The sequence below is a fragment of the Duganella sp. Dugasp78 genome (genome assembly GCF_059491455.1).
Map to the genome: position 1 here is coordinate 3,703,199 of NZ_CP168506.1, position 12,775 is coordinate 3,715,973.

The following is a 12,775-nucleotide window of genomic DNA, read 5'->3' on the forward strand; positions in this document are numbered from 1 at the left end:
GATGGAATACATGGTACTGCGCCGCGCCAACCAGAGCACCGAACGCGGCCAGCAGCCGCCCGCGCTGGAGCCGGGAACTTTTCTCAAACCCAGCACGGAGGCGGTGCGCCTGCTGCGGCGCGACGGCGTATGGAGCCAGCAGCACGGGCCGTTCGCGCCCAGGGAGCTGGTGGCCGGCTTCACCCTGATCGAAGCGGCGTCGAAGGAAGACGCCATCGAGCAGGTGCGCTGGTGGCCGCTGTTCGACAGCGGCGCCGTGTATGAAATCCGCGACGCAGGCTGCCCCGGCAACTGCGTCGGCTTCGACGAACGCGGCACGGCGGCGGGCACGCTGCCGCGCCGTGACGAGGCCTTGACGCGCTACGTGGTCTTCATCCGCTCCGACGGCGACACCGAGGCCGATATGGCGCCGCCGCCGGAAATCATCGACGTGATGAACGCCTACAACGAAGCGGGCGTGCAGCAAGGCGTGCTGCTGGCCGGCGAGGGCCTCAAGGCCAGCGCCTCCGCCACCCGGGTCCACTTCGCCAATTCGAAAACCTCGGTGGTCGACGGCCCGTTTGCCGAGGTCAAGGAGCTGATCGCCGGCTACTGGATGCTGCAGGCGGCCTCGCTCGACGACGCCATCGCCTGGGCCAAGACCTACCCGTATCCCAGCCCCGGCGACCTGACGCTGGAGATCCGCGAAGCCTGCGAGCGCATCGCCCACCAGGAATTTACGCCGGAGATGCGCGCCGCCGAGGAACGCCTGCGCGCCGAACTGCTGGAGAGCGGCCTGCGCGAAGCGTTCAGGAAAAAAGCCCGTGGCGGCTGACGTCCACAAGATTGTCGAAGCGGTGTGGCGGATGGAGTCCGCCAAGATCATCGCCGTGCTGGCGCGCATGCTGCGCGACGTCGGCCAGGCCGAGGAGCTGGCGCAGGATGCGCTGGTGATGGCGTTGGAACGCTGGCCGGAGACCGGCGTGCCGGACCAGCCGGCCGCCTGGCTGACCACCGTCGCCAAGAACCGTGCGCTGGACCTGCTGCGGCGCCGCCAGCTGCACCAGGAAAAGGAGGCGCAGCTCACCTACGAAATCGAGGGCGTGTTGCAGGACGCCGCGCCCAACCTCGATGCGGCCGTGGCCGACGCGCTGGAAAACGATATCGGCGACGACCTGCTGCGGCTGGTGTTCGTGGCCTGCCACCCTGTGCTGCCGACCGACGGCCGCGTGGCGCTGACCCTGCGCATGCTGGGCGGCCTGAGCACCGAGGAAATCGCCCGCGCCTTCCTGGTGCCGGAAGCGACGGTGGCGCAACGCATCGTGCGCGCCAAGCGCACGCTGGCCGAGGCCAAGGTGCCGTTCGAAGCGCCGCGCGCGCACGAGCTGGTCGAGCGGCTGGCGTCGGTGCTGCAAGTGATCTACCTGATTTACAACGAAGGCTATTCCGCCAGCGCCGGCGCCGACTGGATGCGGCCGGCCCTGTGCGAGGAAGCGCTGCGGCTGGGCCGCATCCTGGCCGAGCTGGCGCCGGACGAGCCGGAGGTGCACGGCCTGGTGGCGCTGATGGAAATCCAGTCCTCGCGCGCCCGCGCCCGCGTCGGCCCCAAGGGCGAACCCATTCTGCTGCTGGAGCAGGACCGCGCGCGCTGGGACCAGCTGCTGATACGGCGCGGCCTGGCGGCGCTGGCGCGCGCCGAGCATACGGGGCGTGGTCTCGGCTCCTACGGCGTGCAGGCGGCCATCGCGGCCTGCCATGCGCGCGCGCGGCTCGCGGCTGATACCGACTGGCAGCGCATCGCCGCGCTGTACGACGCGCTGGCGCAGCTGACGCCGTCGCCGGTGGTGGAGCTGAACCGCGCGGTGGCGCTGGCTATGGCCTTCGGGCCGGAGGCGGGGCTGGAAGTGGTGGATGGCTTGATGGATGTGGCGGCGCTGAAGAACTACCATCTGCTGCCCAGCGTGCGCGGCGACTTCCTGTCCAAGCTGGGGCGGCACGACGAGGCGCGCGGCGAATTCGAACGCGCGGCGCAGCTGACGCAGAACGAGCGCGAACGCACCTTGCTGCTGGCGCGCGCCGCCGCCCAGTAAAAGGCATTTCAGGAATCGATGTTCCTGGTTTCCTATTTCGCCGGAGCGGGAGCGGGTGAGGGCAGCTGTTGCGACTTTTTAGCTTGTGCGGCTTCCTTTTCAGCTTGCTTCTCGGCTTCCTTTTCCTGCTTCGCCTTTTGCTTGGCAAGATGGTGGCCGACGACGCATCCGCCGACTGCGCCAACCACCGCATGATGGCCGGCGACATGGCCTGCAACGGCGCCTACCGCGGCGCCTTTGAGGCATCCGGCCGCATGGGCCGATTCGCTTATCAATGCCAGCGCAGTCAGTGCTAATGCAAATTGCTTTTTCATGATATCTCCCGATCGATCAAATGAGGTGTTCCGCCTGCCGCCGGCGAGAACACCTTCATTCTACAGAATTGTGAAACGCAAACCAGCCCAGCGCCGCTTCCCACAGCGGTTGCGCCGGGGCCTTGAAGTAGCCCATGTGGCCGATGGCGCCCACGCCGGCGCGGGCCGGGTCGATGGTCACGGCGGTGACGTCGGCATTGCGGTAGCCGGCCATGAAGGCGTCGCGCGAGGCCGGGCGCGCCCACAGGTCGTCCAGCGCGTTGACCGCCACCACCGGCATGCGCACCCGGTCGTAGCTGCTGCGGATGCCGGTCATGGTCGGATCGTCGAAGAAGTAATGCGGGTAGCGGCACCAGCTTTTCCACTGGCGATAGACGCCCAGCGGCAGGTCCTCGCCCATGCCCAGCTTGCTCCAGGCCAGGTAGCCTTTCCAGCGCGTCAGCAGCGGGCCGACCAGGTTCCACATGGCCCACACTTTGACGCGCTCCAGCGGCGGCATCCAGCCGTGCCAGCCGGCGCCGGTGCCGAACAGGTAGCAGGCGGCGATCTTGTGCTGGTTGGGCAGCAGGCCCAGCGCGTGGCCGCCGTAGGAATGGCCGATCATGAACAGCGGCACCTCGTCGCTGGCCATGTGGTCGATGGCGGCGGCCAGGTCGAGCCGGCCCCAGTCCAGGTAGTCCATCTTGAAACCCCTGAGCGTGGCCGGGCGCGACAGGCCGATGCCGCGGTAGTCCAGCGTCAGCACGCGGTAGCCGCGCGCGGCGGCGAACTCGGCGAAGCGGCGGTAGAAGCCCTGCGGCACGCCGGTGGCGCTGGCAACCACCAGGTGGGCCAGCGTGGCGCCAGTTGCCGGGTACAGCCTGGCGACGATGGGGTAGCCGTCGGCGGCGTTCAGGATCAGTTGCCCGGTCTGCGGCTTAGTCATGGCGGTGTCCCTGGAGTTGCGCGCGCAGCAGCGGGAACAGGGTGGCGCTGACCAGTTCCATCGGCGCCACGCTGCCGGCCACGCGCGCTTGCAGCAGCGCGCCTTCGTAGGCCGCCACGATCAGTGCGGCCAGGCCGGCGGCGTTGGCGATCTTGCCGGAAGCCTCGAAGGCCTGCGCCAGCCGGGCGCGGATGGCCGCGAAGCCGTCGGCCAGGGCCTGGCGGATGGCGACGTCGTCGATCTCCGATTCCAGCGCCACGGTGGCCAGCGGGCAGCCGCGCTGGAAGCCGCTGGCGGCCAGGATCTGCTGGGCGCGGCTGGTCCACAGTTCCAGCGCCGCCACCGGATCGGGCGCGGCCGGCAGCAGCTTGTCGAGCAGGGCGCACAGCTCGGCCACCTGCTGTTCGATGGCCGCCACCGCCAGCTCGGTCTTGCCGCCGGGGAAGTGGTGGTACAGGCCGCCCTTGGGCGTGTCGGCGGCGGCCAGGATCTCGCTCAGGCCGGCGCCATGCAGGCCTTTGCGCTGCAGGGCGTCGCCCATGGCGCGGATCAGTCGTTCTCGTGTAGGTGGTGTCGTCATGGGTTTACTGTACAGACCGGTCGGTCTGTTGGCAAGCGAAAAAAAACGCCGCCGCTCACCCCGATGCCGATGCGGGGTCTGACCCGGCCGGGTCAGACCCCTGGTTGGCCGTGCGGGGTAAATCTCAGGCCAGCGTGGCTTCGAGTATCTTGACCAAGGCTTCGATGCCGTCGGCGTCGGTCTGGTCGAAGCGGTTCGGCAGCGGGCTGTCGAGGTCGAATACGCCGACGATCGAACCGTCAACGCCGCGCACCGGCACCACCAGCTCCGAGCGCGAGTTGACGTCGCAGGCGATGTGGCCGGGGAAGGCGTGCACGTCCGCCACGACGATGGACTTGCCTTCCACCACGGTGGAGCCGCAAACGCCGCGGCCCTTCTTGATGCGGATGCAGGCCGGCTTGCCCTGGAACGGCCCCAGCACCAGCTCCTCGCCCTTGAGGAAGTAGAAGCCGGCCCAGTTCAGGCCCGGCATGCTGTTGAACACCAGCGAGCTGAAGTTGGCGGTGTTGGCGATCAGGTCGCTTTCGCCATGCACCAGGCCGGTCAGCTGCGAGCGCAGGTCGTCGAACATGGCGCGTTTGGCTTCGGGAGTGTCGGTGCCGTAGGCGGTGTCGCTGAGGGTGAAAGTCATGATGATCTTGTAAGATAAATTTTCCAGGACGATATGGTAGCCGTTTCCGCGCCGGTGCGCTGCGAATCGGCCAGGATCGAACCGGCCGGATCAGCCCAGGGTGGCGCTTGCCAGGCGGCGCAGCAGGGCGGCGGCCGGGTGGCCGTCCGCGACGATCAGGCCCAGGCCGGCGGCCAGCTCGTCGCCTTCCTTGAGCTTGCGGTAGGCCACGCCGCTGCGGCTGATCGCGGCAAACGAGGTCGGCAGCAGGGCCACGCCCTTGCCGGCCGCGACGTCGCTGAGCAGCACGTGGTGGTCGTGCGGCTCCAGCAGGAAGCGCGGGGCGAAACCGTGCTTGCGGAACACCGCGTGGCTGTGGTCGAAGAAGGCCGGCTGGCGCGCCCGTTCGAACCAGTACACCGGCTGGTCTTGCAGGTCGGCCAGCGCCAGGCTGCGGCGCCTGGCCAGCGGATGGCGGCTCGACAGCGCCACCAGCGTCGGCTGTTTCCCCAGCTGCAGCACGGGCAGGTCGAAGGTCTTGGTCGGCAAGGCGATGATGGCCGCGTCCAGCCGCCGCGCGCGCAGGCGGGCGACCAGGCGCGGCGAGGCGTCGAACACGGTTTCCAGCGCAGGCCCGTCGCCGAGCGCGGCCGAGATGCCGTCGGTGAAGGCGCGGTACAGGTCGGACTCCATCGACGAGGTCATGCCCAGCCGCAGCCGCATGGCGGGCTGGCGCGTTTGCAGCGCCTGCTCGGCCTGGTCCAGCAGCGCCAGGATGTGCAGCGCGCGCGGCAGCAACTCGTTGGCGGCCGGCGTCAGCGCGACGTGCTGGGTGTCGCGCTCGAACAGCTTGACGCCGAGGCGCTCCTCCATCTGGCGCACCGCGCGGCTCAGCGGCGGCTGCGTCATGTGCAGCTGCTCGGCGGCCTGGCGGAAGTTCAGGCACTGGGCGACGGCGACAAACATCTGCAGGGCGTGGGTGTCGAGTTTTCTCATGATACTGAAAAGGTATCACGATTTTGCACATTCCGCCTGCCGCGCACGATGGCTAGACTGGCCCCATCAACCAACAACGGAGGTCGGCATGAAGAAATTATCAGGGATCGGTTTGGGCTGCATGGGCATGTCGGAGTTCTACGGCGCCACCGACGACACGCAATCGCTGGCCACGCTGGAGGCGGCTTACGAGGCGGGCGTGACGCTGTTCGACACGGCGGACTCCTACGGCGTCGGCCACAACGAGGAGCTGCTGGGCCGCTTCCTGCGCGGCAAGCGCGACAAGGTGACGCTGGCCACCAAGTTCGGCCTGGTGCGCAAGGCCGGCAATTACGAGCGCCGCGTCGACAACTCGCCTGACTACATCCGCGCGGCCTGCGAGGCCTCGCTGCGCCGGCTGGATATCGAGCATATCGATTTATACTATATACACCGTTTGAATCTGGCGGAAACGCCTCTGGAAGAGTCGATGGAAGCCCTGGCGCAACTGGTTCGCCAGGGCAAGATCGGCGCCATCGGCCTGTGCGAAGTGTTGCCCGCCACCTTGCACCGCGCCGCCGCCGTGCATCCGGTGGCCGCCGTGCAAAGCGAGTACTCGCTGTGGACGCGCGACCCGGAGGACGGCGTGCTGCAAGCCTGCCGCGAAGTCGGCGCGGTGTTCTGCGCCTACAGCCCGCTGGGCCGCGGCTTCCTGACCGGCAAGGTGGCGCCGCTGGAGGAGGGCGACTTCCGCAAGATCAGTCCGCGCTTCGCCGAGGAAAACATGGCGGCCAACCAGCGCATCGTCGACATCGTGCGCGCGATTGCCGGCGACAAGGGCTGCACGCCGGCCCAGCTGGCGCTGGCGTGGTTGCTGGCGCAGGGGGACGACATCATTCCCATCCCGGGCACCAAGCGCATCCCATACCTGTTGGAGAACCTGGGCGCGCTGCGCGTACAGCTCAGTGCGGAAGAGCTGGCGCGCATCGGCGCGGCGCTGCCGCCCGGCATCGCGGCCGGCGCGCGCTATCCGCAGGAAGGCATGAAAGGACTTAATTCCTAACGACTCCTAGCCGTTTTCCGAGACCCTCCTACGATAGTTGTAGGCAGCCTCCGATGGCGTGCGCGCGCTACTCGCGCTACTCTTGAAGGCAGTGCGTCGCGGCTCACGGGCCGCGTGCGTTTTTGTTGACCATCGAAAACGGATCACATATGCCGACCAGAAAAAAGAACGCCGTCTTACCGCGTCAGGGGAAACAGAGAGTATCGTCCAGTGGGGGAAGGGCAGCGCCCTACGGACCGCCGAGGCTGTCGGCGGAAATCGAGGCCATGCTGATGGTGGGGGGGGAACACGTCGTCATCAATCAGGAGGTGGACGAGAACCTGGACTTCATGGTGGAGTACATCGATGTCGTCTGAGCCCGGGGCGTTGTAAGGGACATTCGGTTAGGCATACCAACTGGTACACGGAATGGTCCTACGTCGCTGTCTGCAGGCGTCCTATATTGTGCGGATGGGCCGTGAACTACGATGACTGCTCCTGTGCTGCAAGCAGGATCAGTTATAGGTAGTTTTCAAGAGGAGACCATCATGGCCACTTCCAACCAAGGTAATGACCAAGGCAGCAAGCAAGACGATAAATCGGGTAGCCAACAGAAGGACACCAGCAAGCGTGGCTTCGCTTCCATGGACCCGGAGCAGCAGCGTGAGATCGCGGCCGAAGGCGGCCGCGCGGCTCACGAGAAAGGCACGGCGCACGAATTCACTTCCGAAGAAGCGCGCCGGGCCGGCAGCATGAGCCACAAGAACGATGCGCGTAGCAGCCAGAGCAGCTCACCCGGCAGCGGATCGCAGAGCGGTGGCAAGGAAGACGAGGACGAGGGCGGTAAAGGCAGCCGCAGCGGTTCCAGCCGTTCGGGATCGTCAAGCGGTTCAAGCTCCAAGTCGTAATCGTTGATTGTTAACAGGCCGCCCGCACAGACTTCTGTGCGGGCGGCTTTCGTCATTCCCGCGCAGGCGGGAATCCATAGAACGCCGACCTTGGATGCTCGGCATGGGCTCGCGCTTTCGCGGGGCCTGGCGTTACAGGCAGATCGTGGTGTGCGGCCCGGTCTGCTGCGGCGTGCGGCCGCCGATGGCCGCCCTGGCCAGCTCGAACAACTGCTTCATCTTGCTGGCGCTGGCGTCCCAATATTCGGCGGTCTGGATGCGCACGCGTATCAGCGCCAGGTGCGGATCGTCCAGGCCGCCGGGGAACCAGCTGCGCGTCATGGGGCGCCACAGCTCGCGCGCCTTGGCGCGGTCCTTCAGCAGGCTGGCGTGGCCGGACACCGACAGGTACAGGTTCTCCGCCGGATGGCAAAAACTGATGTTGACGCCGGGATGCTGCGGCAGGGCAGTGGTAAAGTCGGCGTCGTCGGCCGTGAAGAACCACATATTGCCTTCGGTGTCGATCTGCTGCATGGCCAGCGGGCGGCTGCTGAGCAGGTTCTCGTCGTCGCTCGTGGTGAACATGCCGAAGCGTACATCCTTGATCTTGGCGGCGAGTGTGTTGATTTGTTCCTGACTATAGAGCGGCATAATGCGCCTCCATGATGGCGGTGGACAGCTCCACCTTAGCCGTCCTGCGGGGAAAACTCGGTGCGTGGCTTCACGTAGTTTTACATTAGCGATACATGATGGCGATTGACTTCGCAAATGATAATCATTATCATCTACATTTATGCCCATGAAGGAAAGCCCTTGAGCGCCCAAGCCGCCGCCTCCGCCCGTAACGCCAGCCGTGCCGTTTGGCTCAAGCATCTGCACCAATGGCACTGGGTCAGTTCGGCGATGTGTTTGATGGGCATGTTCTTGTTCAGCATTACCGGCATCACGTTGAATCACTCGTCGCAGATCGAGGCCAAGCCGGCCGTCGTGCGCCAGCAGGCCTCCGCGCCGGCCGCGCTGACGGCGCAGCTGCGCGCCTACGCCGCCGGCCATGATGGCGCCAAAGAGCCGCTGCCGGCCGCCGCCGAGCAATGGCTGCGCGATACCTGGAAGGTGCAGGCTGGCGGCCGCGTCGCCGAGTGGGCCGCCGATGAAGTCTACCTGCCATTGCCGAAGGCCGGCGGCGACGCCTGGGTGCGCATCGCGCTGGAAGACGGCGCGGCCGAATTCGAAAACACCGACCGCGGCTGGATCTCCTGGCTCAACGATGTACACAAGGGCCGCAACACCGGCCCGGCCTGGAACTGGTTCATCGATATATTTGCCGGCGCCTGCCTGGTGTTCTGCATCACCGGTTTGCTGATCCTGAAGTTCCACGCGGCCAACCGGCCGTTCACCTGGCCGATGGTGGGCCTGGGCGTCCTGATTCCATTTGTCATTGCACTGCTGTTCATTCATTAAATTCACGACAGGTATTCCATGAAATTACGCTATTCCATCGTCCTCGGGCTGCCGCTGGCCAGCGCCACGGCCATGGGCGCCGAGCTGACGCTCAAGCTCGAGGTGCCGCAACTGAACGTGGCCGAATACCACCGTCCCTACATCGCCGCGTGGCTGGAAAACGCCGACCAGAAAGTGGTCGCCAACCTGGCCGTGCTGTATGACGTCAGGAAGAAGGACAACGCCGGCACCAAGTGGCTAAAGGATGTCCGTCAATGGTGGCGCAAGAGCGGCCGCGACCTGCGGATGCCGATGGACGGCGTCAGCGGCGCGACCAGGGCGCCGGGCGAGCAGTCGCTGAGCTTCCCGGGGGCGAAGGCGGTGCTGGACAAGCTGCCGGCCGGCCAGTACACGCTGGTGGTGGAGGCGGCGCGCGAAGCCGGCGGCCGCGAAGCGGTCAAGGTGCCGCTGCAGTGGCCGCCGAAGTCGGCGCAGAACGTGAGTGGCCAAGGTAAGGAAGAGCTGGGCGCCGTGGTGGTACAACTCAAACCTTAAGGCATGTTCATGAAACTGTATAAATCGTTTATCGTGCTGGCGCTGGCGGGCTTGTCGGCGGTGTCGTTGAATGCGCAGGCGCACAAGCCGTGGCTGCTGCCGTCGTCGACCATCGTTGAAGGCAAGGAAGCCTGGCTGACCGTGGATGCCGCCATTTCCGAAGGCCTGTTCGATATCGACCATCAGCCGCTCAAGCTGGACGGCATCGTCATCACCGGCCCGGACGGCGGCAAGCTGGCCATGGAAAACGTCAACAACGGCAAGCTGCGCAATACCTTCGACCTGAAGCTGCCCAAGCCGGGCACCTACAAGATCGCGCTGGTGTCGCAGAGCGTGATGGGCAGTTACAAGAACAAGGAAGGCGAGATGAAGCGCTTCCGCGGCAGCGAGGAAACGCTGGCCAGGGATGTGCCGGCCGATGCCAGCGATGTCAGGCTGACGCGCATGCACAGCCGCCTGGAGACCTTCGTCTCGACCGGCACGCCGGACCTGGCGGTGTTCAAGCCGAGCGGCGTCGGCCTGGAGCTGGTGCCGGTGACGCACCCGAACGATATGCGCGCGGGCGAGAAGGCCACCTGGCGCTTTCTGCTGGACGGCAAGCCGGCCGCCAACCAAGGCTTCAGCCTGATCCCCGGCGGCGTGCGCTATCGCGGCACGCTGGGCGAGCTGCGCAAGAACACCGACGCCAATGGCGAGGCGACGTTCGAGCTGCCGGCGGCCGGCATGTACCTGGTCAGCAGCGCCTGGCCGGCGGCCGCGCCGCAGGCGCCGGGCCAGCCGCCGCAGATGCCGCCGCGCCGCGTCAGCTATGCGGCGACGGTGGAAATCCTGCCGCAATAAGGCGCGGTACGCCTGCCATGCGCCGTGTATTGCTGCCCCATGCGATCGCCGACGCGCCGCCGCCCGCCGGCGGCGTGATCCGCGATTTCGGTGGCCGCAGCATGGGCACCAGCTGGTCGGTGCGGCTGGTGTCGGCGCCGGAGGACGCTTGCGCCCATCTGCAGCAGGGCTTGCAGCAGCAGCTGGACGCCGTGGTGGCGGAGATGAGCCATTGGGAAAGCGATTCCGACCTGGGCCGTTTCAACCGGGCCGAGGCGGGCAGTTGGCAGCCGCTGCCCCCGGCGTTTTTCGATGTGCTGGCGTTTGCGCTGGACGTGGCGCGCGTGTCCGGCGGCGCTTATGATCCCTGCGCCGGCGCGCTGGTCAACCTGTGGGGCTTCGGTCCGCACGGCAAGTTCGGACAGCCGGATTTTGTGCCGCCGTCGGACGCGCAGATCGGCGCCGCGCTGGCGCCGCCGCCGGTGCTGCTGGAACGCGCAGGCCGCCGCGCCTTGCAGCCGGGCGGTGTGCAGCTCGATCTGTCGGCCGTGGCCAAGGGCTATAGCGTGGACCGGCTGGCGTATTTTTTGACGAGCCAGGGTTACCCGCATAGCCTGGTCGAAGTCGGCGGTGAGCTGCGCGGCGCCGGCGTCAAGCCGGACGGCCAGCCGTGGTGGGTGGCGCTGGAGCAGGTGGCCGACAGCTCCGATAACTTCGCAGCGCAGCCGGACGAACTGGTGCTGGCGCTGCACGGCCTGTCGGTGGCGACCTCCGGTGACTACCGCCGCTTTTTCGAACTGGACGGCCAGCGTTATTCCCACACCATCGATCCGCGCAACGGCATGCCGATCGCCAACGGCCTGGCCTCGGTCACCGTGGTCCATCCGCAATGCATGGCGGCCGACGCCTGGTCCACCGCGCTGACGGTGCTGGGCTGCGAACACGGCCTGCGCCTGGCCGAGCAACAGGGGCTGGCGGCGCGCTTTGTCGTCCGCCGGCGCGACGGCGGTTTTACCGATCACATGAGTACCCATTTACGCAGCATGCTCGACGAATGATCTGGACCAACGACCCCACCCGTTTGATGCTGGTAGCCAGCCTGGGCATGAGCTACGCGCTGGTGTGCCTGGCGCCTTACCTGCGCACGCGCCGCAAGGGTCTGGCCGCGCGGCGCGCCAGGGCCGAAGCCGCCGCCAACCCCGGCTGGATCGTGGCCTACGCCAGCCAGACCGGCAATGCCGAGGAGCTGGCCGGCCAGACGCTGGCGACCTTGCGGCTGGCCGGCATTCCCGCGCAGCTGAGCGAGCTGTCCGAACTGCATGCCGAAGATTTGCAAGGCGCGGAGCGCATCCTGTTCCTGGTCAGCACCTACGGCGAGGGCGATGCGCCGGACGCGGCAGCTGCCTTTGCCGGCCGTCTGATGAGCAACGGCCTGGCGCTGCCGCAATTGCACTACGCGGTGCTGGCGCTGGGCGACAGCGCCTACGCGCAGTTCTGCGGCTTCGGCCGCGCGCTGGACCAGTGGCTGCAGGCGCAGGGCGCGCAGAGCCTGTTCCCGCGCATCGAGGTGGACCGCAGCTCGGCCGAGGCCATCGGCGTGTGGCGCCAGCAGCTCAGTCATGTGGCCGGCACCAGCGATGCGCCGGACTGGAGCGCGCCGGCGTTCGATCCGTGGCGGCTGGTCGCGCGCGTGCTGCTCAATCCGGGCAGCGCCGGCGCGCCGGTGTATCACCTGGAACTGGAACCGCAGGACGGCGTGCTGCCAGCCTGGGAATCGGGCGACCTGGCGCAGGTGTCGGCGCCGGCCGATAGCGGGCGCGCCCGCGAATACTCGATCGCTTCGATGCCGGCCGACGGCCGCGTGCATTTGCTGGTGCGCCTGCACACGCACGAGGACGGCAGCCACGGCGCCGCTTCCGGCTGGCTGACGCAGCAGGCCGAGCTCGGTCAGACCATCCAGCTGCGCCTGCGTCAGCATCGCCGCTTCCGCCTGGAAGATAACGCGCAGCGGTCGCTGATCCTGATTGGCAACGGCAGCGGCATCGCCGGCCTGCGCGGCCATCTGAAGGCGCGCACGGCGACCGGGCGGGCTCGCAACTGGTTGCTGTTCGGCGAGCGCAACGCGGCCCACGACTATCACTACCGCGACGAGCTGGCGACCTGGCAGCTGCACGGCAAGCTGGAAAAACTGGACATGGTGTTTTCGCGCGACCAGCCGCAGCGTCGCTATGTGCAAGACGTGCTGGCCGAGCAGGCGGACGCGGTGCGCGCCTGGGTCGCTGGCGGCGCTGCCATCTATGTGTGCGGCAGTCTGGACGGCATGGCGGCCGGTGTCGACGCCGCGCTGGCCGCCGCGCTGGGCCGCGAGGCGCTGGACCAGCTGGCCGCCGCCGGACGGTACCGGCGCGACGTTTATTAGTTCAGGCCAGACCCGCAGAACAGAGGCAGGGGTCTGACCCGGCGGGTCAGACCCCGCTTGGCCGTGCGGGGTACTACTCGGTTCCGGCTTGTTCCAGGCCGCGCGCCAGGCTGGAGATGCAGGAGTTGTCGATGAACACG

General features: G+C 67.2%; 15 protein-coding genes. 9 read left to right on the forward strand and 6 right to left on the reverse strand.

Annotated features, from left to right (window positions below):
* Position 1: 1 nt before the first annotated feature.
* On the forward strand, positions 2 to 814 hold the full coding sequence (locus tag ACEN9O_RS16425; RefSeq protein ID WP_495612943.1) for a YciI family protein: 813 nt from the start codon (positions 2 to 4) through the stop codon (positions 812 to 814).
* 31 nt (positions 815 to 845) lie between these two features.
* The gene (locus ACEN9O_RS16430) at positions 846 to 2,069 is read left to right on the forward strand and encodes an RNA polymerase sigma factor (protein ID WP_495618489.1); all 1,224 of its coding nucleotides are present in this window, start codon (positions 846 to 848) and stop codon (positions 2,067 to 2,069) included.
* A 32-nt stretch (positions 2,070 to 2,101) separates the two neighbouring features.
* Here the strand turns inward: ACEN9O_RS16430 and ACEN9O_RS16435 are convergent, their stop codons facing one another.
* The 5 genes from ACEN9O_RS16435 to ACEN9O_RS16455 all read right to left on the reverse strand — a co-directional run bounded on the left by ACEN9O_RS16435 (position 2,102) and on the right by ACEN9O_RS16455 (position 5,494).
* Positions 2,102 to 2,383 carry a hypothetical protein gene (locus tag ACEN9O_RS16435; RefSeq protein WP_495612944.1) on the reverse strand — a complete coding sequence of 94 codons (282 nt, stop codon included), beginning with the start codon at positions 2,381 to 2,383 and terminating at the stop codon, positions 2,102 to 2,104.
* A 55-nt stretch (positions 2,384 to 2,438) separates the two neighbouring features.
* On the reverse strand, positions 2,439 to 3,308 hold the full coding sequence (locus tag ACEN9O_RS16440; protein ID WP_495612945.1) for an alpha/beta hydrolase family protein: 870 nt from the start codon (positions 3,306 to 3,308) through the stop codon (positions 2,439 to 2,441).
* Entirely contained in the window at positions 3,301 to 3,888 is a 588-nt protein-coding gene (locus ACEN9O_RS16445; RefSeq protein WP_495612946.1) for a TetR/AcrR family transcriptional regulator, read from the reverse strand. The genes ACEN9O_RS16440 and ACEN9O_RS16445 overlap by 8 nt, the downstream gene beginning before the upstream one ends.
* A 124-nt stretch (positions 3,889 to 4,012) precedes the next feature.
* Entirely contained in the window at positions 4,013 to 4,519 is a 507-nt protein-coding gene (locus tag ACEN9O_RS16450) for a GAF domain-containing protein (protein WP_495612947.1), read from the reverse strand.
* Between the two features lie 90 nt (positions 4,520 to 4,609).
* Positions 4,610 to 5,494, reverse strand: a complete 885-nt coding sequence (locus ACEN9O_RS16455; protein WP_495612948.1) for a LysR family transcriptional regulator — start codon at positions 5,492 to 5,494, stop codon at positions 4,610 to 4,612.
* 88 nt (positions 5,495 to 5,582) lie between these two features.
* On the opposite strand from ACEN9O_RS16455, the gene ACEN9O_RS16460 reads away from it, so the two are divergent.
* Together ACEN9O_RS16460 and ACEN9O_RS16465 are read left to right on the forward strand one after the other, a co-directional pair.
* Positions 5,583 to 6,536, forward strand: coding sequence for an aldo/keto reductase (locus ACEN9O_RS16460; RefSeq protein ID WP_495612949.1), 954 nt, complete (start codon positions 5,583 to 5,585; stop codon positions 6,534 to 6,536).
* Positions 6,537 to 7,063: 527 nt separating this feature from the next.
* Positions 7,064 to 7,423, forward strand: a complete 360-nt coding sequence (locus ACEN9O_RS16465) for a KGG domain-containing protein (protein WP_495612950.1) — start codon at positions 7,064 to 7,066, stop codon at positions 7,421 to 7,423.
* Between the two features lie 132 nt (positions 7,424 to 7,555).
* Here ACEN9O_RS16465 and ACEN9O_RS16470 read toward each other — a convergent pair whose 3' ends face one another.
* A complete protein-coding gene (locus ACEN9O_RS16470) occupies positions 7,556 to 8,053 on the reverse strand; it encodes a pyridoxamine 5'-phosphate oxidase family protein (RefSeq protein WP_495612951.1) in 498 nt (165 codons plus the stop codon).
* A 162-nt stretch (positions 8,054 to 8,215) separates the two neighbouring features.
* Between ACEN9O_RS16470 and ACEN9O_RS16475 the strand changes: the two genes are divergently transcribed.
* The 5 genes from ACEN9O_RS16475 to ACEN9O_RS16495 are packed head-to-tail and all read left to right on the forward strand — an operon-like array spanning position 8,216 to position 12,635.
* On the forward strand, positions 8,216 to 8,863 hold the full coding sequence (locus ACEN9O_RS16475) for a PepSY-associated TM helix domain-containing protein (RefSeq protein ID WP_495612952.1): 648 nt from the start codon (positions 8,216 to 8,218) through the stop codon (positions 8,861 to 8,863).
* An 18-nt stretch (positions 8,864 to 8,881) separates the two neighbouring features.
* Positions 8,882 to 9,397 carry a DUF2271 domain-containing protein gene (locus ACEN9O_RS16480; RefSeq protein WP_495612953.1) on the forward strand — a complete coding sequence of 172 codons (516 nt, stop codon included), beginning with the start codon at positions 8,882 to 8,884 and terminating at the stop codon, positions 9,395 to 9,397.
* A gap of 9 nt (positions 9,398 to 9,406) precedes the next feature.
* Entirely contained in the window at positions 9,407 to 10,237 is an 831-nt protein-coding gene (locus ACEN9O_RS16485) for a DUF4198 domain-containing protein (RefSeq protein ID WP_495612954.1), read from the forward strand.
* 17 nt (positions 10,238 to 10,254) lie between these two features.
* Positions 10,255 to 11,274: an FAD:protein FMN transferase gene (locus ACEN9O_RS16490; protein ID WP_495612955.1), complete on the forward strand. Its 1,020-nt coding sequence runs from the start codon at positions 10,255 to 10,257 to the stop codon at positions 11,272 to 11,274.
* Positions 11,271 to 12,635, forward strand: a complete 1,365-nt coding sequence (locus tag ACEN9O_RS16495; protein ID WP_495612956.1) for a sulfite reductase subunit alpha — start codon at positions 11,271 to 11,273, stop codon at positions 12,633 to 12,635. Before ACEN9O_RS16490 ends, ACEN9O_RS16495 begins: the two co-directional genes overlap by 4 nt.
* Positions 12,636 to 12,775: the final 140 nt, after the last annotated feature.